The 23,100-nt window shown below is 69.5% G+C and carries 25 protein-coding genes; 12 read left to right on the forward strand and 13 right to left on the reverse strand.

All coding sequences use genetic code 11. From position 1 onward, the window contains the following. Positions 1 to 64: 64 nt before the first annotated feature. From M2317_RS01910 to M2317_RS01925, 4 genes are all read left to right on the forward strand, one after another. Entirely contained in the window at positions 65 to 2,086 is a 2,022-nt protein-coding gene (locus tag M2317_RS01910) for a TPM domain-containing protein (protein WP_429456788.1), read from the forward strand. 51 nt (positions 2,087 to 2,137) lie between these two features. Further along, on the forward strand, positions 2,138 to 2,875 hold the full coding sequence (locus M2317_RS01915; protein ID WP_429456790.1) for a PspA/IM30 family protein: 738 nt from the start codon (positions 2,138 to 2,140) through the stop codon (positions 2,873 to 2,875). A gap of 63 nt (positions 2,876 to 2,938) precedes the next feature. Beyond that, a complete protein-coding gene (locus M2317_RS01920; protein WP_429456791.1) occupies positions 2,939 to 3,742 on the forward strand; it encodes an arginase family protein in 804 nt (267 codons plus the stop codon). After that, entirely contained in the window at positions 3,739 to 4,191 is a 453-nt protein-coding gene (locus M2317_RS01925; protein ID WP_429456793.1) for a Fe-S oxidoreductase, read from the forward strand. The genes M2317_RS01920 and M2317_RS01925 overlap by 4 nt, the downstream gene beginning before the upstream one ends. 1 nt (position 4,192) lies before the next feature. Here M2317_RS01925 and M2317_RS01930 read toward each other — a convergent pair whose 3' ends face one another. Genes M2317_RS01930 through M2317_RS01940 form a run of 3 tightly spaced genes read right to left on the reverse strand, consistent with a single transcriptional unit; the run spans position 4,193 to position 5,908 of the window. Continuing rightward, positions 4,193 to 4,666, reverse strand: a complete 474-nt coding sequence (locus M2317_RS01930; protein ID WP_429456794.1) for an SIP domain-containing protein — start codon at positions 4,664 to 4,666, stop codon at positions 4,193 to 4,195. A 34-nt stretch (positions 4,667 to 4,700) separates the two neighbouring features. Continuing rightward, positions 4,701 to 5,435, reverse strand: a complete 735-nt coding sequence (locus M2317_RS01935) for a tyrosine-protein phosphatase (protein WP_429456796.1) — start codon at positions 5,433 to 5,435, stop codon at positions 4,701 to 4,703. Next, entirely contained in the window at positions 5,432 to 5,908 is a 477-nt protein-coding gene (locus tag M2317_RS01940; protein WP_429456798.1) for a carboxymuconolactone decarboxylase family protein, read from the reverse strand. The genes M2317_RS01935 and M2317_RS01940 overlap by 4 nt, the downstream gene beginning before the upstream one ends. A 165-nt stretch (positions 5,909 to 6,073) precedes the next feature. Between M2317_RS01940 and M2317_RS01945 the strand changes: the two genes are divergently transcribed. The 6 genes from M2317_RS01945 (at position 6,074) to M2317_RS01970 (ending at position 12,026) form a co-directional block, all read left to right on the forward strand. Next, positions 6,074 to 6,991, forward strand: a complete 918-nt coding sequence (locus M2317_RS01945; RefSeq protein WP_429456800.1) for an alpha/beta fold hydrolase — start codon at positions 6,074 to 6,076, stop codon at positions 6,989 to 6,991. Between the two features lie 93 nt (positions 6,992 to 7,084). Then, positions 7,085 to 8,602: an ABC transporter substrate-binding protein gene (locus M2317_RS01950; protein ID WP_429456802.1), complete on the forward strand. Its 1,518-nt coding sequence runs from the start codon at positions 7,085 to 7,087 to the stop codon at positions 8,600 to 8,602. 7 nt (positions 8,603 to 8,609) lie between these two features. Beyond that, positions 8,610 to 9,560: an ABC transporter permease gene (locus tag M2317_RS01955; protein ID WP_429456804.1), complete on the forward strand. Its 951-nt coding sequence runs from the start codon at positions 8,610 to 8,612 to the stop codon at positions 9,558 to 9,560. Then, a complete protein-coding gene (locus M2317_RS01960) occupies positions 9,557 to 10,426 on the forward strand; it encodes an ABC transporter permease (protein ID WP_429456806.1) in 870 nt (289 codons plus the stop codon). The genes M2317_RS01955 and M2317_RS01960 overlap by 4 nt, the downstream gene beginning before the upstream one ends. Next, positions 10,423 to 11,238 carry an ABC transporter ATP-binding protein gene (locus M2317_RS01965; protein ID WP_429456808.1) on the forward strand — a complete coding sequence of 272 codons (816 nt, stop codon included), beginning with the start codon at positions 10,423 to 10,425 and terminating at the stop codon, positions 11,236 to 11,238. Before M2317_RS01960 ends, M2317_RS01965 begins: the two co-directional genes overlap by 4 nt. Then, positions 11,235 to 12,026 (forward strand): ABC transporter ATP-binding protein, encoded by a 792-nt coding sequence (locus M2317_RS01970; RefSeq protein WP_429456810.1) that lies wholly within the window; start codon positions 11,235 to 11,237, stop codon positions 12,024 to 12,026. Before M2317_RS01965 ends, M2317_RS01970 begins: the two co-directional genes overlap by 4 nt. On the opposite strand, the gene M2317_RS01975 is transcribed toward M2317_RS01970, so the two are convergent. Genes M2317_RS01975 through M2317_RS01985 form a run of 3 tightly spaced genes read right to left on the reverse strand, consistent with a single transcriptional unit; the run spans position 12,027 to position 14,146 of the window. After that, positions 12,027 to 12,641, reverse strand: a complete 615-nt coding sequence (locus tag M2317_RS01975; RefSeq protein ID WP_429456812.1) for an N-acetyltransferase family protein — start codon at positions 12,639 to 12,641, stop codon at positions 12,027 to 12,029. A gap of 4 nt (positions 12,642 to 12,645) precedes the next feature. Then, positions 12,646 to 13,356, reverse strand: coding sequence for a uracil-DNA glycosylase (locus M2317_RS01980; RefSeq protein ID WP_429456814.1), 711 nt, complete (start codon positions 13,354 to 13,356; stop codon positions 12,646 to 12,648). Between the two features lie 7 nt (positions 13,357 to 13,363). After that, a complete protein-coding gene (locus M2317_RS01985) occupies positions 13,364 to 14,146 on the reverse strand; it encodes an SDR family oxidoreductase (RefSeq protein WP_429456816.1) in 783 nt (260 codons plus the stop codon). Positions 14,147 to 14,296: 150 nt separating this feature from the next. Between M2317_RS01985 and M2317_RS01990 the strand changes: the two genes are divergently transcribed. Continuing rightward, complete coding sequence (locus tag M2317_RS01990; protein WP_429456818.1) at positions 14,297 to 15,619, forward strand: bifunctional o-acetylhomoserine/o-acetylserine sulfhydrylase; 1,323 nt, start codon at positions 14,297 to 14,299, stop codon at positions 15,617 to 15,619. Positions 15,620 to 15,750: 131 nt separating this feature from the next. Here M2317_RS01990 and M2317_RS01995 read toward each other — a convergent pair whose 3' ends face one another. Next, positions 15,751 to 16,401 carry an endonuclease domain-containing protein gene (locus M2317_RS01995; RefSeq protein ID WP_429456820.1) on the reverse strand — a complete coding sequence of 217 codons (651 nt, stop codon included), beginning with the start codon at positions 16,399 to 16,401 and terminating at the stop codon, positions 15,751 to 15,753. A 456-nt stretch (positions 16,402 to 16,857) separates the two neighbouring features. Beyond that, positions 16,858 to 17,478 carry an HAD family hydrolase gene (locus tag M2317_RS02000; RefSeq protein WP_429456821.1) on the reverse strand — a complete coding sequence of 207 codons (621 nt, stop codon included), beginning with the start codon at positions 17,476 to 17,478 and terminating at the stop codon, positions 16,858 to 16,860. 100 nt (positions 17,479 to 17,578) lie between these two features. Between M2317_RS02000 and metX the strand changes: the two genes are divergently transcribed. Further along, positions 17,579 to 18,790 carry a homoserine O-acetyltransferase MetX gene (gene metX, locus M2317_RS02005; protein WP_429456823.1) on the forward strand — a complete coding sequence of 404 codons (1,212 nt, stop codon included), beginning with the start codon at positions 17,579 to 17,581 and terminating at the stop codon, positions 18,788 to 18,790. A gap of 1 nt (position 18,791) precedes the next feature. Here the strand turns inward: metX and M2317_RS02010 are convergent, their stop codons facing one another. The 5 genes from M2317_RS02010 to M2317_RS02030 form a co-directional block, all read right to left on the reverse strand. Beyond that, positions 18,792 to 19,412, reverse strand: coding sequence for an NUDIX hydrolase (locus tag M2317_RS02010; RefSeq protein WP_429456825.1), 621 nt, complete (start codon positions 19,410 to 19,412; stop codon positions 18,792 to 18,794). A gap of 73 nt (positions 19,413 to 19,485) precedes the next feature. Continuing rightward, positions 19,486 to 20,625 (reverse strand): MFS transporter, encoded by a 1,140-nt coding sequence (locus tag M2317_RS02015; protein WP_429457641.1) that lies wholly within the window; start codon positions 20,623 to 20,625, stop codon positions 19,486 to 19,488. 90 nt (positions 20,626 to 20,715) lie between these two features. Continuing rightward, entirely contained in the window at positions 20,716 to 21,030 is a 315-nt protein-coding gene (locus tag M2317_RS02020) for a thiamine-binding protein (protein WP_429456827.1), read from the reverse strand. 2 nt (positions 21,031 to 21,032) lie between these two features. Continuing rightward, positions 21,033 to 22,244 (reverse strand): hypothetical protein, encoded by a 1,212-nt coding sequence (locus tag M2317_RS02025; protein WP_429456828.1) that lies wholly within the window; start codon positions 22,242 to 22,244, stop codon positions 21,033 to 21,035. Continuing rightward, on the reverse strand, positions 22,241 to 23,071 hold the full coding sequence (locus tag M2317_RS02030; protein WP_429456830.1) for an ADP-dependent NAD(P)H-hydrate dehydratase: 831 nt from the start codon (positions 23,069 to 23,071) through the stop codon (positions 22,241 to 22,243). The genes M2317_RS02025 and M2317_RS02030 overlap by 4 nt, the downstream gene beginning before the upstream one ends. Positions 23,072 to 23,100 lie beyond the last annotated feature (29 nt).

Below are 23,100 nucleotides of genomic sequence, written 5' to 3' on the forward strand. Positions count from 1 at the left end.
GATGCACGACAGTGAATAGACTCGTGCTCAGGTGGGGGCCGAGCGTCTCCCCGGAGGGAGCAGAATGCGGTCTCGGACGACCACCATCCTGGGGATGATCGTGGCGCTGCTCGCCTCCGGTTCCATCGCGTACAGCGCTGCGGCGACATCTCCGGTCGCCCTGGATGCCGGATTCGTCACGGATGACGCGGGCGTCCTGAGCTCGTCCGAACTCGACGCGGCGAACGCGCGGCTGACCACGTTGAGCGAAGCGGGCTCCGGAGACCTCTACGTCGTGCTCGTCGACGAGTTCACGAATCCGTCCGACAGCCTCGGCTGGGCTGATCAGACCGCGATCGACAACGGACTCGGCGCCGATCAGTACCTGCTCGCCATCGCGGTCGATTCCCGGCAGTACGCCCTGTCGGTGGACGACGCCGCTGCGCTCAGCGACGGCCAGATCGACACGATCAACCAGGCCGTCGAGGACCGGTTGCGGGCGGACGATTGGGACGGCGCCGTCATCGCCGCCGCCGATGCCTTCCCCGGCCCGTCGAACGCCGGCTGGATCCTGCTGTTCGTGCTGATCGCAGCGGCCGTCATCGTGCTCATCATCTGGCTGGTCGTCCGGTCGAGGAAGAAGGCGCGAGGCGCGCAGCCCGCCGTCGCCGACCCGAACGATCCGTTCTCGAGCATGAGCGACGCCGATCTGGAACGTCAGGCCGGGCGCGCGCTGGTCGAGGCCGACGACGCGATCACCTCCAGCCGTGAGGAGCTCGGCTTCGCCGTCGCGCAGTTCGGCGATGATTCCACGGCGCCGTTCACCCAGGTCGTCGACGCCGCGAAGGAGAAGGTCGCGCAGGCCTTCGCCCTCAAGCAGCAGCTCGACGACGAGAACGAGGACACCGCCGAACAGCGCCGCACCTGGCACATCCAGATCATCCAGCTCTGCGCGGCGGCTGATGAGCTGCTGGACGACAACATCGAGAGCTTCGAGGAACTGCGGAAGGTCGAAGCGGAGGCGCCGGCGGCCCTGCAGCGCGTGCAGGTGCGCCGGAACGAGGCGCAGTCCGCGATATCCGCGCTTCCCGGCGCGCTGGCCGGCCTCGCCACGACCTATGCCGCCGGTGCGCTCAGCACGGTCGCCGAGAACCCCGTTCAGGCAGCAGAGCGGCTCGCCCTCGCCGACACGGAGATCTCCGAGGCGACGACGCTCCTGGCCGAAGGCAGGACCGGCGAGGCGGCCTTCTCGATCCGCACGGCTGAGCAGGCTGTCGCGCAAGCCGAGCAGCTCGCCCTCGCTGTGACGACGCTCGGGTCGGACCTGGCCGCGATCCAGGAGCAGGCGAAGGCGCTCATCGCCGACCTCGAAGCCGACCTCGCCGCCGCGGCGCAGGCACCAGACCCGCACGGCACCGTAGCCCCGCTCCTCGCCGGCACACGCACCCGTGTCGACGAGGCGACGGCAGCGATGAACTCAGCGAATCGCGACCCGCAGCGCATCGTCGACACGCTCACCGAGGCGAACACGCGGATCGATGCGGCGCTGGCGCAGATGCGCGACGCGGCGGAGCAGACGCAGCGCGCCGCGCGTTCGCTGCAGCAGCGGCTGCTCCAGGCTCAGGCGCAGATCTCCGCCGCCACCGACTTCATCGCCACCCGGCGCGGCGCGATCGGCGCGACGGCCCGCACGCGCCTGGCTGAGGCCGATGCCGCCTACCGCGAGGCTCTCGCGGTGCAGGCGACCGATCCGGCGGTCGCGCTCGAGCGAGCGAACCGCGCCTACAGCCTCGCCACCGAAGCCATCTCGTCCGCGGAGGGCGAGGTGCAGTCATGGACGCCCGGAAATCCGTTCGACACCGGATACGGCACGGGTTACGGCGGCAACCGCAGCCAGAACAGCGGCATCGGCGGGGACATCCTCGGCGGCATCCTCGGCGGCCTGTTCGCCGGGGGCGGCGGAGGAGGCGGCGGCGGCTCGTGGAGCGGCGGCAGCAGCTGGCGCTCCAGCGGAGGCAGCAGCAGCCGCGGCCATCGGCCGTCGAGCTTCGGCGGCGGATCACGCGGCAGCTCGCGCGGCGGCAGATCCCGAGGCGGCCGTTTCTGAACCGCACCCTCCGACCTGAACGACATCCACGACCAACCGAAAGGAAAACCCATGGCCAAGCAGTCCATCTTCGGGCGAATCTCGACCCTCGTCCGTGCCAACATCAACTCGCTCCTCGACTCGGCCGAGGACCCGCAGAAGATGATCGACCAGCTCGTGCGCGACTACACGAACAGCATCGCCGACGCCGAGGCGGCGATCGCCGAGACGATCGGAAACCTGCGTCTGCTCGAGCGCGACCACGAGGAAGACGTCCAGGCCGCGAAGGACTGGGGCAACAAGGCTCTCGCCGCCAGCCGCAAGGCCGACGAGCTGCGTACGGCCGGCAGCACGGCTGACGCCGACAAGTTCGACAGCCTCGCCAAGATCGCCCTGCAGCGCCAGATCAGCGAAGAGCGCGACGCGAAAACGGCCGAGCCGACGATCGCTGCCCAGACCGAGATCGTCGACAAGCTCAAGAGCGGCCTGAACGGCATGAAGGAGAAGCTCGGCGAGCTCAAGGCCAAGCGCAGCGAGCTGCTCGCCCGTGCCAAGGTCGCCGAGGCGCAGACCAAGGTCCAGGACGCGGTCTCGTCGATCAACGTGCTCGACCCGACCAGCGAGCTGGGCCGGTTCGAGGACAAGGTCCGCCGCCAGGAGGCGATCGCCCAGGGCAAGGTGGAGCTCGCCGCCTCCAGCCTGGACGCCCAGTTCGAGAGCCTCGACGACCTCGGCGAGCTCACCGAGGTCGAGGCGCGTCTGGCTGAGCTCAAGGCCGGCGGCACGCCGCAGGCCCAGCTCGAGTCCTGATTCCCTGCGGATGCTCCGGGCCACCGGTCCGGAGCATCCGCGTTTCTCCCCCCGGAGGCCGACATGGCACATTTTCTCGTCGTGCCGCAGTGGCAGGGCTCTCCTGCCGCCCGCGCGATGCTGCTCACCGAGGGTGCCGCGGCCATCGCCGGCGATCTCCCTCGCGCCGCGACCACGATCCTCGACGTCCCGCTCGAGGCGGGTGAATCGCTCGGCACCGGCGTCCACCGGCTCAGCGCGCTGCAGCGGGTCCGCGATCTCGTACGCGAGAACCTCGAACCAGGAGCCGTCCTGATCGGCGGCGACTGCAGCATCACCGTCGCAGCACTCGACGCGATCGACGGCGGCACCGACGGCCTCGCGGTCGTCTGGTGCGACGCGCACCCGGATCTGCACACACCGGAGTCCTCTCCTTCCGGTGCTTTCTCGGGGATGGCGCTGCGTGCGGTGCTCGGCGAGGGCGAGCCGCAGGTCGCGCTCTCGCCTGGCATCCCGGCGGAGCGCGTCGTCGTCGTCGGCGCCAGGGCCGTGGATGCCGCAGAAGAAGCGCCCCTCGGGCGTCTCCCCCAGATCTCCGTTTCCGACCTTTCCGACGCGGACGCGCTTGCCGATGCGATCGCCGCGACCGGGGCGACCCGCGTGTGGGTCCACATCGACGTGGACGTCCTCGACCCGTCCGAGATCGTCGGCGTCTCGAGCGCCGTCCCGTTCGGAGCGAGCATCGCGGATCTGAGCGCGGCGCTGCGCAGACTGCGCGAACGCGTGCCGTTCGCCGGGGCGACGATCGCCGGGTTCGCGCCTCGCTCCCCCGTGGATGCCGTCGAGGACATGGGCGCGCTGCTGCGCCTCGTCGGGGCCGTCGCGTGAAGCCGGCCCCTCCGACCGGGTGGCGCGAGCGCTCCGAGATCGAGCTCGCGCGCGGCCGACGCTTCGACCGCCGCATCCCGTCGTTCCTGCTGCGATCCCCGATCAGTCGCGTCGGCTACTGGTGGGGCACCGCCGTGGGGTGGACGTGGGGTGCACTGTGGAGCACAGGGCCGATCGAACGCCGCCAGGGGCTGTGGGTCTTCCGCGGGATGCCGTCATGGACGTTCAATCGGGGCGGCGTCTGCGTCGGCGGCTGCTTCCTCACCGGCGACCGGGATCCCAGCGACGCCGTCCTGCGGCACGAGGCCGTGCACAAGGCCCAGTGGCTGCGCTACGGCTTCCTCATGCCGATCCTGTACCTGTTCGCCGGCCGCGATGCGCTGCGCAACCGCTTCGAGATCGAAGCGGGACTCGAGGACGGCAACTACGTCCGTCGCACTCGGCGCTGACTCAGCGGTCGGTGGGCAGCAGCCCGAACTGCTCGGGTGCGTTGATCGACGAGGCGGGGACGTCCAGCGCGACGGTCAAGTGCTCGACGATGTCGGCCGTGCCGAGGAAGCCGCCGAGCAGCGTGATGTTCGTCCCAGCGCTGTCTTCGCAGAGCATCTCGTCCGCCCAGGCGCACGTCGCTCTGGACAGCGCCATGCCCGACGCGCAGCCGCGTCCGGTGCCAGGGGCTCCGGATCGCGACGAACGCGCGAGCCAGGTGACCGTCATGCGCGGCGGGGCCTGCACCGTGCCGATGTCGGCCCGATCGGCGACCTCGATGAAGATGCGACCGGTTGCGCACAGCGGCAGCGTGGCGAGGAAGACCTCGAGGTCCGCGAGCGAGTTCTCGTCGGCGGTCACCAGGTGGTGGGATCGCTGACGCGCCGCTCGGCGCTCGGCGCGTGCGGATCGGAACTCGACGGAGGTGCTGCTCATGATGCCTCCATCGTATCACCGAGTGAAGGGTTGCCTAACCTTGCTCGACAGTCGCCGCAACATCCTCCTCGACGAGTGCCGCGCGCAGGGCGGTGAGCTCGGCATCCGTCATCCCCTGAGCCCTCAGGTACGCGGCCGTCGATCCCCATCGCTCGTCGATCGAGGCCAGCAGGGCGCGCATGACAGGCGCCGGCGACAGGGTCGCCAACGCGACGACGTGCTGGGCGTCCGGATGCTGAGATCGCAGATACGCGGCGATGCGTCGGTTGCGCTCGGCGGGCAGCTGAGATTCGGTCAACGCGTAGTCGTCGATGATCGCCTCACGGTCGGCGCCCACGGCATCCAGAGCGAGCGCGATCGTCACACCGGTCCGATCCTTGCCGACCGTGCAGTGCACGAGGTTGCGTTCCCCGCGCGCGACGATGCGCAGAGCCTCGACCAGGCGCGGCCCGCTCTGCTCCAGCAGATGCGAGTACAGCTCGTCCAGACTGCTGTCGTCCTCGAAGAACGATGCGACCGAACCGAGGAACAACGGCAGGTGCGTCGTCGGAAGCCCTCGGACCGCCGACGGCTCGGAGGCGACCTCTTCATCGGCACGCAGATCGATGATGTGATCGACCAGCGCACTCAGATTCCGCGCCCCGTCGTGGGTTATCCCCGCCAGGTTCGCCGAACGCAGCAGCCGCCCGGACACGATGCGCCCGCCGTCCGCCGGCATCCCGCCGACGTCGCGGACGTTCCACACGCCATCGACCGCGAGAACCGTCATGCCTGCCCCTGAGAGCCCCGCGAAGGCACGGGGTAGCGCCCCGCCACGACGATGCGGTTGAACGCGTTGATCGACACGCAGGCCCAGCTCAGAGCGGCGTACTCCTTCTCGGTGAACACACCGCCGACGGCGTCGTACACATCGTCGGGGATGCCGTCCTCGTGGATGAAGGTGAACGCCTCGGCGAGTTCGAGCGCCGCGCGCTCACGGTCGGAGAACACACCGCTCTCCCGCCAGGTCGGGATCTGCGTGAGCACATCGGCGTCCAGCCCCGCCGCGATCGCCCGATCGACGTGGATGCGGGTGCAGTACGCGCATCCGTTCAACTGCGAGCAGTGGATCATGACGATCTCCTTGAGGCGATCATCGATCCCGTTCGCCGCACAGATCTCGCCGACGGTCTTGGAAAAGGCGTCCAACGCCTGATAGGCGGTCGGCTCAGTCCTGGACAGGTGCACGCGCGTCTCGGTCATGCCTCCAGCCTAGGACTTTTCGTCCGCGCCGCTCCCGTGAGAGGAGATGCAGTTCATCCATCACAATGACCAGCCGAAGAACATAATGCGTAATGCACGACCGACCTCAATTATCATTCTGCTCTCGCATTTCGCTGACCCGATCCGACGGAGCAGAATAATCACGTGCCGACCGACACCAGCGAGTTCCGCTACCTTCCCGCACAGGCTCAGAGCATCGACGTTCCCGTTCCGAGGGCCAGCCGCGTCGAGTTCGAGCTCCCCGACGGCCGCACCCTCAGCGCGCTGCGCTTCGGCGATGCCGAGCCGCAGGTCGTCCTCCTGCACGGGGCCGGCCTGAACGCGCACACGTGGGACACCACGATCCTGCACCTGCAAGCACCCGCGCTCGCGATCGACCTCGCCGGACACGGCGACTCCTCGTGGCGCGACGACGTCGACTACTCCCCCCGGAATCTCGCGGCGGACGTCGCCGAGGCGCTCGCGCAGTGGACGGTCGCGCCGGTCCTCGTGGTCGGCCAGTCGCTCGGCGGGCTCACCGCGGCCGCGCTCGCCCATTCGCATCCCGCACTCGTCCGCGACGTCATCATCGTCGACATCACTCCCGGAATCGACGCGACGGGCGGACCGGCCGAACTGCGCGAATTCTTCCGGGTGTCCGACTTCGCCAGCCGCGATGACCTCGTCGATCGCGCGATGGCGTTCGGACTGGGCGGCTCCCGCGAGGACACCGAACGCGGAGTCTTCTTCAACTCCCGCATCCGCGACGACGGCCGGGTGGAGTGGAAGCACCACTTCGCGCATCTCGCCGCGCAGGTGTTCGCGGCACCGGATCACGACGCGCAGCCGGCCGCAGGCGCGGTGCTCGATGCGACGGGGTGGGACGACCTCGCCGGAGCGACCGCGCCGTTGACTCTGGTGCGCGCCGCGCGCGGGTACGTCACCGCGCAGGATGCCGAGGAGTTCCGATCCCGACTCCCCCGGGCCGCCGTCGTCGAGATCGACGCCACCCACAACGTCCAGGAGACCGCGCCGGCTCGCCTGGCCGATCTGATCCGCACGCACCTGCCCGGCGGAATGTGACACCGCGTTCCGACGTTTCCCCCGCGGTACCCGCCGCACCCTAGGCTCGACCCGACCGGCACACAGCACCGCCGGATGAGAGGACCCGCACTCATGTTCACCCGCTCCCGACGCCGCCTCACCGCCGTCTCCGCCCTGGCCGCCGCCGCGATCGTGCTCACCGCGTGCGCCGGCTCGCCCGAACCGGCCGAGACCGCGGTCGGCGAGCCAGACCCGGAGGCCACGCTCACGGTGGGTCTGGTCCTCGAGCCGACGAACCTCGACATCCGTCACACCTCAGGTGCGGCGCTCGAGCAGATCCTCATCGACAACATCTACGAGGGGCTGGTCACCCGCACCCAGACGAACGAGATCGAGCCGCGCCTCGCGTCCGACTACGAGGTCTCCGAGGACGGCCTGACCTACACGTTCACGCTCAACGACGGGATCGTCTTCCACACCGGCGAAGCCCTCACCTCGGCCGACGTCGTCGCCTCGTACGAAGCCGTGCGCACGGACGCCACACTGCAGGGCAACTCGGACTTCGCGGGCATCGCGTCCATCACCGCACCGGATGCCGCGACGGTCGTGATCACGCTCACCGAGCCGAATCAGAACTTCCTGTTCGCCCTGACCGGCCCTGGCGGGCTGGTTTTCCGCTCCGGCGACGCCACCGATCTGCAGACCGCCGAGAACGGCACCGGTCCGTTCACGCTGACCCGCTGGAGCAAGGGGTCGTCGATCACGTTCGCCCGCAACGACGCGTACTGGGGCGAAGCGGCCGGCGTGGCCGAGGTCGTGTTCGAGTACACCCCGGACTTCACCTCGGGCGTCAACGCCGCGCTCGACGGCAGCCTGGACGTGCTCACGGCTGTCGACCCGAACCTCGCGCCGCAGCTCGAGGACTCGGGTGACTTCACCCTGACCACCGGCAGCACCACCGACAAGGCCACGCTGGCGTTCAACAACGCCGCGGCCCCGCTCGACGACATCCGCGTGCGCGAGGCGCTGCGCCTGGCCATCGATCACGAGGGCCTCGTCGAGGCGGTCGGCGCCGGACAGACACTGTACGGCCCCATCCCCGAACTCGACCCGGGGTACGAGGACCTGTCCGAGCTCGCTCCGTACGACCCGGAGCGCGCCAAGGAGCTGCTCGCCGAGGCCGGCCAGGAAGACCTCGAGCTGACCCTGACGATCCCCAACTTCTACGGCACCACGGTTTCGCAGGTGCTCATCTCGGACTTCGCCGAGGTCGGGGTGACGCTGGACGTCGAACCCGTCGAGTTCGCGACCTGGCTCGAGGACGTCTACACGAACAAGGACTACGACCTGAGCTTCGTGCTGCACGTCGAGCCGCGGGACTTCGGCAACTTCGCGAACCCGGACTACTACTTCGGCTACGACAACCCCGAGGTCCAGGCGCTCTACACCGAGGCCCTCGCCGAGGTTGACCCCGATGCCTCCGCCGAGCTGTTGGCCGAGGCCGCGCGCCTCGTCTCCGAGGACCACGCGGCCGACTGGCTCTACAACGGCGAGACGATCACGGCGCTCACGCCGGCGGTCGCCGGATTCCCGCAGGACTCGATCAACTCGCGGATCAACCTCGCCGGCGTGACGGTCGCCTCCGAGTGACCATCGGATGCTGAGATACGCGCTCACACGAGGAGCCCTGCTCATCGCAGGGCTCCTCGTGTCGAGCGTGTTGATCTTCCTCACGCTGCGCGTCTTCCCCGGAGACGTCGCGCAGCTCATCGCCGGCACCCAGGCCGGTCCGGAGCAGGTGGCGCAGCTCAGGGAGTCCCTCGGCCTGAACCGGCCGCTGGCGGTGCAGTACGCCGACTGGATCGGCGGCATCCTCACCGGGGATCTCGGCACGTCGCAGTTGTCCGGCGCCTCCGTCGGCGAGGAACTGGCGCTGAAGGCGCAGGTCACCGTGCCGCTCGGCATCCTGGCCCTGCTCATCGCCCTGCTGATCGCCGTGCCGTTCGGCATCCTGTCGGCCGTGCTGCGCGGCCGGGCATCCGGTACCGGGATCAGCGTGGCCGCGCAGGCCCTCGCAGCCGTCCCCGTCGTATGGGCAGGCATGATGCTCATCGTGGTCTTCGCGATCGGGCTCGGCTGGCTGCCCGCGCAGGGGTTCCCGCGGGACGGCTGGTCGCAGCCGTGGCAGGCCCTGCGCGCGCTCGTGCTCCCCGCACTCACGATCGGAATCGTGGAGGGTGCCATGCTGCTGAGGTTCGTGCGCAGCGCCACCCTGCAGGCGGCCGGCCAGGACTTCGTCCGCACCGCCGCCGCCAAGGGACTCAGTCGCAATCGCGCGCTCGTCCAGCACGGCATCCCGGCGGTCGGTCTGTCGATCATCACGGTGCTCGGTCTGCAGGTGGCCGGGATCATCGTCGGTTCCGTGGTGATCGAGCAGTTGTTCACGCTCCCGGGGATCGGCCGCATGCTCGTCGCCGACGTCGGCACACGGGATCTCATCAAGGTGCAGAGCGAACTGCTCGTGCTCACCGGTTTCGTGCTCGTGGTCGGCTTCGTCGTCGACCTCGTGCACCACATCGTCGATCCTCGGCAACGGGAGGCGGCATGACGCCTCGCTGGCTGCGCGCGCTGTGGTCGTCCGGTACCGGTCGCTTCGGCATCATCGTCGTGCTCGTGATCGCCGCGACCGCACTCGTCTCGCTGTTCTGGACGCCCTTCAACCCGCTCTCGACCGACCTGCGCGATCGGTGGGCGACGCCGGGCTGGCCCCACCTGATGGGCACGGACGGCACGGGTCGTGACATCCTGAGCCTCGTCATGACGGGTGCGCGCACCACGGTGTTCGTCAGCATCGGCGCCGCCATCATCGCCTCCGCGGTCGGGATCTCCCTTGCCGCGCTCGGTGCGCTGACCGCGCGCTGGATGCGCGAGACGATCGCCGTGCTCGTCGACATCCTGATCGCATTCCCCGTCCTCATCATCGCGATGATGATCTCATCGGTCTGGGGCGGATCGCTGTGGGTCGTCATCTGGGCCGTCGGCATCGGATTCGGGGTGAACATCGCCCGCGTCACGCGCCCCGAGCTGCGCCGTGTCCAGCAGAGCGACTTCGTGCTCGCCGGCCGCGCATCCGGGCTCACCCCGTCCCAGAGCCTCACGCGCCACCTGCTGCCGAACATCGCACCGGTGTTCATCGTCCAGCTGTCGTGGTCGATGGCGGTCGCGGTGCTCGCCGAGGCAGGGCTGAGCTACCTCGGCTTCGGCGCCAGCGTCACAGAGCCGTCCTGGGGCATCCTTCTCGCCGATCTCCAGCGCTACATCGGCGTGCATCCGCTGTCCGTGATCTGGCCTGGGCTCGCGATCACCGTCACGGTGCTCGGACTCAACCTTCTCGGAGACGGATTGCGCGAAGCCACCGATCCGACCCTCGCGCATCGCTCGGCCGAGGTGCACACGCCGGCGGTGGTGGCATGACGAATCCAGCCCGGGCCTCCGCTCGCCTGACCGTGTCCGATCTCGTCGTCGAGATCGACGGCCGCCGCGTGATCGACGGAATCTCCTTCGACGTGCCGCCGGGCGCGCGGCTCGGCCTGATCGGAGAGTCCGGGTCCGGCAAGTCGCTCACCGCGCTTGCGATCCTCGGCCTGCTCCCGGCAGGCGCGACTGCGCACGGCAGCGTCCGCTGGGGCGACACCGAGCTGCTCGGGATGCCGGACCGCGAGCTCGCGCACTTCCGCGGCGACGACATCGGCATCGTCTTCCAGGAGCCGCGGACGGCGTTGAACCCGATCCGCACCGTCGGCCGCCAGATCGCCGAGTCGCTGCGCATCCACACCGGCGCCACGCGTCGCGAGGCCGCAACCCGCGCGATCGAGGAGGCCGCACGGGTGCGGCTCCCCGAGCCGGAGTCGATCGTCACCCGCTATCCGCATCAACTGTCCGGCGGCCAGCGGCAGCGCGTGGCGATCGCGATGGCGCTCGCCTGCCGCCCGCGGCTGCTCATCGCGGACGAGCCGACGACCGCGCTCGACGTGACGATCCAGGCCGAAGTCCTCGACCTGATGCTCTCGCTCGTCGACGACGAGGGGATGTCGCTCGTCTTCATCACCCACGACCTCGCCGTCCTCGCTCGGGTCGCCACGCACGGTGTCGTGCTCGAGCGCGGCAGGGTCGTCGAATCCGCGCCGGTGCCGACACTGCTGAGCACACCGTCCTCCCCCATCACCCAGGGACTTCTGCGCGATGCCACGGCGACGCTCTGGCGCCCGGATGGAGGCGCACGATGAGTCTGATCGAGGCGCGCGGGCTGAGCCGCGAGTTCGCAGTTCCGAAGCGCACCATGTTCGAGCGCGCCCGCACGTCGATCGCGCTGCATCCTACGGATCTCGACGTCGTCGCCGGATTCTCGGTCGGGATCATCGGAGAGTCCGGCTCCGGCAAATCCACGCTCGTCCGGCTGCTGCTGGGACTGGACCGGCCGACGGCCGGCACCATCGACATCGACGGACGCCGCGTGGATGCCTCGGCATCCGCTCGCTCCCTGCACTGGCTGCGCCGTCTCACCGGACTGGTTTTCCAGGATCCGTACGCGTCGCTCGACCCGCGGATGAGCGCGGGACGCATCATCGCCGAGCCGCTCTGGGCGCTGGGCATCGACGGCGATCGTCGCTCGCGCGTGAGGGAGGTCCTCGCGCAGGTGGGACTCGACGCCGACATGGCCGATCGCTTCCCGCACGAGTTCTCCGGCGGCCAGCGCCAGCGCATCGCTCTGGCTCGGGCGATCGTCCATCGTCCGCGCATCCTCGTCGGCGACGAGCCGATGTCGGCGCTGGATGTCACGGTGCGTGCGCAGATCCTGCAGCTGCTGGCGGAGTTGAAGAAGACCGAGGACCTCACGCTCCTGCTGGTGTCGCACGACATCGGCGTCGTGCAGAACCTCTGCGACGCGGTCGTCGTCATGAAGGATGGCCGTGTCGTCGAACGGGGAACCACCGACGACGTGCTGCTGCATCCGCGCGAGGACTACACCAGGGCGCTGCTCGCGGCGATTCCGGTCATCGACCAGCGCGACTGATCAGCGGGCCGGACGCATGCCCCAGCGCCGCCCCTTCGGCTTGAGCTTGCGCTGCAGATAGACCGACCCGATCGTGCGGCCGAACTTGTAGTCGACCTTCCCCAGGCGTCCGACCTCGACGAACCCGAGTCGCTTGTGCAGTCGGATGGATGCCTCGGCGTTGCTGTCGCTGATCACCGCCATGATCTCGCGAAGTCCGACGCTTTCGCATGCATCGATCAGCGCCTGCAACAGAGCGGTGCCCAGTCCCTTTCCTCCGGCCCCGGGGCCGAGGTAGATCGAGTCCTCCGCGGTGTACCGATAGGAGTTCTTGCCCTGCCATGGGGAGACGAGGGCGTAGCCGAGCACATTCCCCGTCGGCGAGACCGCGACGAGGAAGGGCAGTCCGAGTCTGGTGAGCGTGGCGAGCTTGTCGCGCCAGTAGCGATGCGTGCTGGCCTTGCCGTCGAACGTGACGGCCGAGTTCGCGACGTAGTGGTTGTAGATCTCCCTGACATCCGGCAGATCCCGCGCCGTCGCCGGCCGGATCGTGTAGGTGAAGACCTCGGGTGGCCCGTCTGGTCGACGCAGATGACGCGGCAGCTGACGACGTCGGTCGCCGGGTTCGAACTGCATGCGCTCAGCTTAGGGCGTGCTCGCCGGCGACCCGCCAGTCCACGGCATCCGCACCTTGCAGCGCGAGCAGCGCGTTCGCGCGCGAGAACGGCCGGGAGCCGAAGAACCCGCGGCTCGCCGACAGCGGGGACGGATGCGCGGACACGATCAGGGGCGTCGAGCCCAGCATCGGCTGCAGCTTCTCGGCGTCCCTCCCCCACAGCACGGCCACCAGCGGGCGCTCTCGTGCGACGAGAGCGCGGATCGCCAGGTCGGTCACCTGCTCCCAGCCCCACCCCCGGTGGGATGCCGCAGCCCCAGGGCGCACGGTGAGCACCCGGTTCAGCAGCAGCACGCCCTGGTCGCTCCAGGAGGTCAGGTCGCCGTGCGGCGCCGGCGGGATGCCCAGATCCGACTCGCGCTCCCGGTAGATGTTGACGAGGCTGCGCGGCAGCGGCCGCACGTGCTCCTCCACGGCGAACGACAGCCCGATCGGGTGCCCGGGCGTCGGATATGGGTCCTGTCCGGTGATGAGCACCCGCACATCGTCCAGCGGACGCCGGAACGCACGCAGAACGTTCTCGCCGGAGGGCAGGTATCCGCGGCCGGCGGCCTGCTCGGCCCTCAGGCGGTCGCCGAGGGCGGCGATGACGCCTTCGGCGGGCGCGAGCGCGTGCGCCCACCCAGGATCGATCAGCCCCTCATCGGCGAGCTGGACCAGTGATCGCTGCGGCATCCGCCGATCACTCCTCCAGACGCGGGCGCAGCGGACCGCGTGCCAGAAGGTGGTGCGCGGACTGCGCGACCGGACGCATGGTGACGAGGTCGAGGTTGACGTGGCCCGGCGCATTCAGCGCATAGGCGATCACGTCGGCGACGTCCGACGCCTGCAGGGGCGCCTCCACTCCGGCGTATACCGCCTCGGCCGCGACCCTGTCTCCGCCGAGCCGGTTCAGAGTGAACTCCTCGGTGTGCACCAGGCCGGGGGCGATCTCGACCACGCGGATCGGCTCGCCGTTGAGCTCCTGGCGCAGCGCCCGCACCAGCATCGCCTCGGCCGCCTTGGCCGCGTTGTAGCCGCCGCCGCCCGGGTACGCCACGTGAGCGGCGGTCGATGTCACGAAGATCGTGTCGGCGTGCCCATCGGCCTCGGCCGCGCGACGCAGCAGCGGCATGAGTCCGGCGACGAGCCGCTGCGTCGCGAGCACGTTCACCTCGTACATCCACTGCCAGTCCTCGACCGAGCCGTCCTCGATGCGATCGGTGCCGCGCGCCCCACCGGCGACCTGCACAAGAGCGTGCACAGGTCCGCTCGACTCGAGCTCGGAGATCAGCGCCTCGACTGCAGCGGCATCGGTCAGATCGCACGCGATCGCGGATGCGCCGGTCTCGGAGACGAGAGCTGCGAGCCTGTCCTCACGACGTGCGACGCCGACGACGTCCCAGCCGCTCGCGCGCAGCGCACGAACCGTGGCCGCTCCGATTCCTGTGCTCGCTCCGGTCACCACTGCGCGCCTTGTCACCATGTCATCCACCGTACGACGTTCTGCGCCGTTTCCCACGTCGACGCGTGTTACGTCACATTTCCCGACTGTTGTTGACAGGCATCCCTGTTCCGTACTCTCGCTGCAACGGCACCTGCCACACACGTATCCGAGAGTTCCAGGGGGAACCCAATGTCCGCACCCGAGACCTGGCGTTTCGAGACCAAGCAGATCCACTCGGGCGCAGCCCCTGACCCGGTCACCAAGGCACGAGCCACGCCGATCTACCAGACCACGTCCTACGTGTTCGACAACGCGGACCACGCGGCGAACCTGTTCGCCCTGGCGGAGTTCGGGAACATCTACACCCGCATCCAGAACCCGACGCAGGACGTCGTGGAGCAGCGCGTCGCGGCTCTCGAAGGCGGCACCGGCGCTCTGCTGCTGGCCAGCGGCCAGGCGGCATCGACCTTCGCGGTGCTCAACATCGCCGAGGCCGGCGATCACATCGTCTCGTCCAGCTCGATCTACGGCGGCACGTACAACCTGTTCAAGTACACGCTGGCCAAGCTGGGCATCGAGACGACGTTCGTCGAGAACCAGGACGACGCCGAGGAGTGGCGCCGCGCCGTCCGCCCGAACACCAAGCTGTTCTTCGGCGAGACCGTCGGCAACCCCAAGATCAACGTCCTCGACATCCGCACGGTCAGTGATGTCGCGCACGAGGCCGGCATCCCGCTCATCGTCGACAACACGATCGCCACCCCGTACCTGCTGCGCCCCTTCGAGCACGGCGCCGACATCGTCATCCACTCGGCCACGAAGTTCCTCGGCGGGCACGGAACCACGATCGGCGGCGTGATCGTCGACGGCGGCACCTTCGAATGGTCGAAGAACGTCGAGCGCTTCCCCGGCCTGACCGAGCCCGACCCGTCCTACCACGGCGCCAGCTACACCACCGCCGTCGGCGACTCCCTCGCCTACATCATCAAGGCACGCGTGCAGCTGCTGCGCGACCTCGGCTCGGCCATCTCGCCGCAGAGCGCCTGGCAGCTCATCCAGGGCATCGAGACGCTCTCGCTGCGTGTCGAGCGCCACGTGCAGAACGCCCAGGAGATCGCCGAGTGGCTCGACAGCCACGCCGACGTCGCAAGCGTCAACTACTCGGGTCTTCCCACCTCCCCCTGGTATGCCAAGGCCAACGAGTACCTGCCCAAGGGCGTCGGCGCCGTGCTGTCGTTCGAGCTCAAGGGCGGCGTCGAGGCCGGCCGCGAGTTCGTGAACAGCCTGAGCCTGTTCAGTCACCTGGCGAACATCGGCGACGTGCGATCGCTCGTCATCCACCCGGCATCCACCACGCACTCCCAGCTCACGCCGGAGCAGCAGCTCACCGCCGGGGTCACGCCCGGACTCGTGCGCCTGTCGCTGGGACTCGAGAACGTGGAAGACCTCAAGGCGGACCTCGAGCAGGCGCTCGCCGCCGCGCGCCGCGTCTCGGACGCCGCGCGCGCGTAAGAACTCCTCCTGCAGGAACACGGATGCCCCGGCCCTCACGGTCCGGGGCATCCGTGCGTTCGGGTGCGGTGCGGCGTGTGGTGGAAGACAAGTGCCTGTTATGCACGGCCTGAATCGACTTTTCCCTTCTCTCATGCGGCCTTCCGCGCGGCGATCGCTCGACGCAGGACCCGCAGGAGGGATTCGCCACCATCGGCGAGGTCCGCTTCCGTCACCCGGATCACGATCCACCCCGCTGCTTCGAGTTCGCGCTGGCGTCGGATATCACTGCGCCATTGCCGGCGATCGACGCGGTGACCGTCGCCCTCGTACTCGATGGCGATCTTGAGCTCGGGATACGCGAGATCCACCCGTCCGATGAAGCGCCCCGCACGCCGAACGACGAACTGCACCACTGGCTCCGGCAGACGTGCGGCCATGATGAGCAGTCGCGTCTCGGTCTCCTTCGGAGACTCGACGCGCTCGCGCGCGAACGGCAGCGCCGCGCGCACCGTGCCGGAGCCGGGGAACCGTCTCCATTGGGCCAGCCGTTCGCCGACCTCGACGAGCGTGGCCATCGGCCGCCCTGGCCCGAGTCCCGGATACTCGTGGAAGGTCGTGACCAGAGCATCGATCACCACTACCGCCTGGGCGACCGTCAGCGTCGCCGCCGCCGAGAAGAAAGCGGCGATGGGGTCCACGACCGGTTGTCCCTGCAGGTCAAAGGTGCGCGCGCGATCCACGCCGAGCCGGCGCCCTTTCACGCCTCTGGCCTTGGGCGGCGCCTGGTGCTGTTCGACCATCACTTCGATCGGTTCGGACGAATTCCACCTGTGCGGCAAGGGCAGACCCCAGAGGCGCATCGCTGTGACGCCGCCATAGCGGTGACCGGGTTTCAGTCTCCGGGTGCAGCACGCGACGATCTCGAAGAACGTCATCGGCGCCGTTCTCGCCCTGATGCCGTGGAATGGACGTGCCAGGTCCTCCGCGTCGCGTCGGCTCCTTCCGACTCCGACCGAGGCAGCCTCGGCCACGGTGAATCGTTCTCCGAGTCGGCGGGGCAGGGCGTTGCGTGCTCTCATCAGCCCATGGTCGGCCCCGCGGCTTCACCGCACCCGCGTGAACGCCCGACCTGTGGAGTTTCCGTTGCGTTCGCGGTTCCGTGCAGGGCGACTCAGCGCGCGACCAAGGAAGACAAATGTCGGCCAGACGTCTCCACACCCAGCACTTTTCTTCCATGCCGGCGGGGGCAGGCGCGCTCAGGGGATCTGGATGCCGTGACCCGACAGGTGCTTCAGGAGGGCTGCGTGACCGGCATCGAGATGCCAGTGGATGGCCACCAGGCCCGCCTCTCGCGCGGCGATCACGTTGCGCTCGCTGTCGTCGATGAACAGGATGCTCTCGGGCGGGACGCCGAGCCGGTCGGCGACCGCGGTGAAGAAGCCGAGGTCGGGCTTGGCGACGCCCAGGTCGCAGGAGTAGAAGCAGGTGTCGAAGAGGTCGCCGTACCCCAGGGCCGCCTGCATGTGACCGGCCCGGTACTTCTCCTGGTTGGTCCCGAGGTGCACGCCGTACCCCGCGGTACGCAGTCGGTCGACGAGCTTCAGCGACGCAGCATCCGGCGCGATCCGATACCAGACCTCGGCGAGCACGTCGTCGACCGGCGCCGTCACGCCGTACTGCCGCAGCGAAGCCGCCAGCATCGGCCGGTAGTCGCCGATCCCGGCGAGCGTCGGCAACTCGTCCTTCCACGTCGCGTGCAAGAATTCACGAGAGCGCTCGCCCACGTACGGCTCCATGGCGGCGTACCAGCCACCGGGGATGTCCTGGATGACGCCGTCCGCGTCGAACAGGATGTGGCTGAATGCAGAGGACGGCACGCATCCACCGTAGCGCCGCGAGGCTCCGGTACCAGCGGTCAAGGGACCCGGATGCCGTAACCTGCCGCCGCCCCGACCCGAACCGGGCGACAATGGAGGCATGGACTGGCAGACGACTTCGGAGGAGACGGTGCCCTCGCGGCGCGTGACCGAGGCGCAGGCCAGCATGATGCGCACGGCGCGTCCCCCCGTCACCGGCGCCTGGCGCGACGGCGACCCCGTCGGAGAGCGCCGGTTCGCCGCCTTCGGCGCGTTCCGCACCGAGAGCGGACAGGAGCTCCCCGGCATCCGCATCGCCTACGAGAGCTGGGGCGAGCTGAACCAGGCGCGCGACAACGCGATCCTCATCAACCACGCGCTCACCGGCGACAGCCACGTCCGCGGCGAGGCGGGCCCCGGGCACGCGACGGCCGGCTGGTGGAACGAGATCGTCGGGCCGGGGGCCGCGATCGACACCGACCGCTGGTTCGTGATCGCGCCGAACATCCTCGGCGGATGCCAGGGCTCGACGGGCCCCGCCAGCGTCGCCCCCGACGGCTACGAATGGGCGTCGCGCTTTCCCTACCTCACCGTGCGCGACCAGGTCGCGGCGCAGGTGCGGCTCGCGGACGCCCTCGGCATCGACGAGTGGGCGGCCGTGATCGGCGGTTCCATGGGCGGCATGCACGCCCTGGAATGGGCTGTGACGCACCCCGCACGGGTGCAGCGCCTCGGGGTTCTGGCTTCGCCGCCGGCCAGCACGGCGGACCAGATCGCTTCGAACATGCTGCAGCTGGAGACGATCCGGATGGACCCGCGCTTCGAGGGCGGCGAGTACTACGACGCGGCCGTCGGCGAGGGACCGCACCGCGGCCTCGCGCTCGCGCGCCGCATGGCGATGCTGAACTATCGCTCCCCGATCGAGCTGAACAGCCGCTTCCAGCGCTCGTGGCAATCCGACCTTTCGCCGCTCGGTCACGGTGGCCGGTTCGCCGTGGAGAGCTACCTCGACTTCCACGGCAACAAGTTCACCCGCCGCTTCGATGCGAACAGCTACATCACGCTCGTGGAGGCGATGAACGCGCACGACGTGGGCCGCGACCGCGGCGGCATCGAGGATGCGCTGCGCACCGTGACCGCGACGACGCTCGTGCTCGGCATCGACACGGATCGGCTCTTCCCGCTGGAGGGGCAGCACCGGATCGCCCGCAGCATCCCGAACACGCTCGACGGCGACGAGGCCGTCGTCATCACGAGTGATTTCGGGCACGACGGCTTCCTCATCGAGACGGACGTCGTCAGCGATCACCTGCGCCGGCTGCTCGCGAGCTGATTCATTCGCGCCGGTAGCGCCACGGCCGCTGCGCCGTCTCGAGCCGGTGCACTCCGTCGCCGCCGTCCGGATGCTGCGCATCGCCGATCCAGCAGAACACGTCGCCGGGAAGCAGCCGCGTCGCGTACGTCGGAGCATCGGATGCCGCGGTCAGCGCCTCGTCCGTCGAACGGAAGCGCAGCAGCTCATGCAGCGTCACCCAGGTCGGCGGGTACAGCTCGATGTCCCCGTCGGCGTGCCGCTGGAGCGCGTCCGCCGGGCTGATCCACGCCCAGTCCACCACCTCGTCCGGCGACGGGACGACGGTCCCACCGGGGTCGGCCGCGAGGAAGAACCACGTGCCGACGCGCTTCGGCGCCTGCGCCGGCGGGATCCAGCGCGACAAGGGCACCAGACCCACCGGGAGCAGGCCGATCTCCTCGAAGCACTCCCTGGCCGCGGCGGCGCGCGCGGCATCCTGCCCCGATTCCTCAGGCGCGCGGTCGGCGGGCTCCACGAGCCCGCCGGGGAACACCCATGCTCCGGCGAACGATCCACGCGTTGGGCGCTTCAGGATCAGCGCCTCGGGTGTCGCGCCGTCGCGTAGCAGCACCACGGTCCCGGCGAGCGGCAGTGCGTCCATGGCGCCACTCTACGAGCATCCGCGCGGTATTCGAATCGCCTGATCTGCTCGAATCGGGCGATTCACGAGCAGGTCAAGCGATTCGAACCACGGAGTGCCGTTGCATCCGCAGCGCCAGAACGGTGATCCCGAGACCGACCAGCGCGAGCGCGGCGCCGATCCAGGCCGGGGCCGTGTAGCCCCAGCCGATGGCGATCGCCGTGCCGCCGAGGAACGCGCCGAGGCTGTTGCCGATGTTCAGTGCCGAGTGGTTGAGCGCCGCTGCGATGGACTGGTTGTCGCCGGCGACATCCATCAGCCGGGTCTGGATGGCCGGACTCAGCATCGCTGAAACGGCTCCCACCGCAGTCGCGAGCAGCGCAAGCAGGATGATGTGCGAGGACAGCACTCCGAGAAGCACGAGGATGCCAGCCAGCACGGCCATCCCGACGACGAGCGTCCGGTCGAGGTCGCGATCGGCGAGATAGCCGCCGAGCAGGTTGCCGATCGTCATGCCGATGCCGACGAGGACGAGCACGATCGGCACGCCCCATTCGGGAGATCCTGCGACCTCGGTGACCATCGGCGAGACGTAGCTGTACACGGCGAAGAACCCGCCGAATCCGATGGCCCCGATGCCCAGCGTCAACCAGACCTGACCGACGCGGAACACGCCGAACTCGCTGAGCAGACCGCGCCCGCGGTCGCCCTCGTGCTCGGGGACGAACAGCGCGATGCACAGCGTCGCGACGGCGAACACGGCCGTCACGACCAGGAACGCGGTGCGCCATCCGTAGTTCTGACCGAGATAGGTCCCCAGCGGCACACCGACGACGTTCGCGATCGTGAGCCCGGTGAGGATGAATGCCGCGCCCTGCGCGCGTCGTCCGGGGCCCAGCACATCGGCCGCCACGAGCGCCCCGATGCCGAAGTAGGCGCCGTGCGGCAGCCCGGCGAGCAGCCGGGACGCCCCGACGAGACCGAATGTGGGCAGCACCACGGTGAGAGCGTTGAACAGCGTGAGCGCCAGCGCCAGCGCGATCATCACGCGGTGCCGGGGGAATCGTGCGACGAGCCCCGCGATGGTCGGCGCGCCGATCACGACACCGAGCGCGTACAGCGAGATCAGGATGCCGGCGCGACCGATGGCCTCCTCGGGCGACGCCGCCCAGAGATCGGGCAGCAGGTCCTGCGCGATGTCGGGTAGCAGGCCCATGGCGACGAACTCGGTCATGCCGATGCCGAAGGAGCCGATGGCGAGAGAGAGGAGCGCCTTCGTCGCCGCACCCCTCGAGAGTGTCGAGGAGTGGTTCACCCGTCAATGCTACGCGGAATCGGAGTCCTCGATCGCCGCTTCGAGCCGGTCGATCTTCGCGTCCAGCTCACCGGTCCAGCCAGGACGGATGTCGGCCTTGAGCACGAGCGACACCCGGGATCCGAACGGCATGACGGCGTCGGTCGCGCGCTTGACGACGTCCATGACCTCGTCCCACTCCCCCTCGACCTCGGTGAACATGCTGGTGGTGCGGTGCGGCAGGCCGGACTCGCGGACGACCCTGACGGCGGCCGCGACCGCGTCGTGCACGGATCCGTCCGCGCTGCCGGTGCCGGATGGAGCGACGGAGAAGGCGATGAGCATGGTTACCTCCGGGTGGTGGGGACTTTCGCGATCGAGCGGATGCCGATCACGAGCAGGACGATCAGGAGCAGGTTGCGCACGGTGAGCTGCAGCACGGGGACGAACTCGACGCGAAGCAGCGCGTCGTACGTGAGCGGGTAGATGAGGCAGGTGAGTCCGCACAGCACGAGGACGATCGCCGCCGGCACGCGGGCCCTGGTCCGGTCGTACACGAACCACAGGACCATCGGGGCGATGAGCCAGGTCTGGAACTGCGGCGACCCGACCTTGTTCGTCACGATCAGGGCCGTCACCAGAGACAGCGCCAGCGGCGGGAACAGGCGCGCGAACGCTCCGCCGCGCGCGGCCTTCACGACGGCCAGCGCGGAGATCGCGGCGACGGTCAGCAGCATGATCGGCGTCAGGATGTCGGAGACGAACGGCACCCCTGGACCCTCGACCTGGAACGTCAGGATCTCGAAGCTGTAGCCGACGGATGCCGCGCCTGAGCGCGCCGCCCACAGGTACGGGGTCGCGGCGACCGCCTCGACCTGGAGCCCGCGCCCGGTCTGCTGGCCGAGGAACGCGAACAGGTGCTGGTCGGCACCGAGCAGGAACAGCACGACGACGACGCCGGCGGCGACAGCGGCCGCGGCGACCACGATCCTCAGCCGTGTCTTCGCCGCGATGACGGCGGCCAGCATTAGCGCGCCCGGCCAGATCTTGATCCACGCGCCGATCGTGAGCAGGGCCGTCCCGACCGCGGGATGCCGCAGCAGCAGCAATCCGCCCACGACGGCGAGCGGCACGGTGACGGCGTCGAGCCGGTACAGCGCGATCGGCCCCAGGAGCAGCATCGCCGCGATCCAGAACCACGCGGCGGCTCGACGCGGCGCAGACGGTCGCCTGCCGATCAGCAGGGCGAAGGCCACAGCATCCAGAATCGAGACCAGCACCGCCCAGGCGATCAGATACGCGCCGGAGGCGCCGAGCCAGGCGATCAGCGGCATCGACAGCGCCTTCGCGAGCAGCATCGGCAGCAGCGCCAGCTGCGGATACACCCACGGCTGAGTGATGCCCACGATGGCGCCGCCTGCCAGTGCGGACGTCGACCAGGGTTCGTACACGAGCACGACATCGCCCATCGGCTGACTGGGGTAGACCCAGCCGAGCCATGCCGTCAGCGCGTGCACCAGCAGGAAGGCGGCCCACAGGGGCGCTGTGCGGCGGGTCACGACAGCAGATCCGCGATCGCGTGCGGCAGAGCCTCGGCGACGTCCAGCGCCACGATGGGCCTGCCTCGACCTCCGTCGGCCATGCCTGCGGCGAAGCGGGCGGCATGGCCGTGCAGCCACGCGCCCGCGGCGGCGGTCTCGGCGAGCGCGGCATCCGGATTCGCGGCGACCAGCGCCCCGAGCATCCCGCCCAACACATCACCGGCGCCGGCAGTCGCCAGCCACCCTGGCGCCCGCGACACGGAGATCACCGAGCCGTCGGACGCCGCGACGAGAGTGCTCGCCCCCTTGAGGAGCACGGTGCGTCCGAGCGCGCCCGCCGTCTGAGCGGCATCCGCCGCGCGATCACCGCTCCCCTGCGGCGCGAGCTGCAGGCGTTCGCGCAGCCGGACGAGCTCGCCGGCGTGCGGAGTCGCGAGCACCGGAGCGGTCGCCCCTGGCGCGAGATCGAGCGCCCCGGCGTCCACGATGACAGGGACGGTGCTGTCCAGGATCAGGCGCAGGGCATCCGTCTCCTCGGGGGTGCGCGCCGCGGCATCCGTTCCGGACCCGATCACCCAGGCATCCGCCCTGGTGCGTCCGATGTCCGACGAGGCGACCGTCTCGGGACGGCGGGCGAGCACGGCGTCCGCCGCTGAGCCGACGTAGCGCACATAGCCGGCACCGGCGCGCCACGCGGCCTCCACCGACAGCACGGCGGCGCCCGGGTACTCGGCCGATCCGGTGCGCACCGCCACCACGCCGCGGGAGTACTTGTCGTCCGCCGGACCGGGAACGCGCAGGAAGCGGACGGTGTCGTCTCGTCCCCACTCGCGCACCTCGACCATGACTCCACGCTACCGGGATCAGCCCTCAC

It is taken from the genome of Microbacterium sp. ZKA21, from assembly GCF_050434165.1.
Lineage (GTDB): Bacteria > Actinomycetota > Actinomycetes > Actinomycetales > Microbacteriaceae > Microbacterium.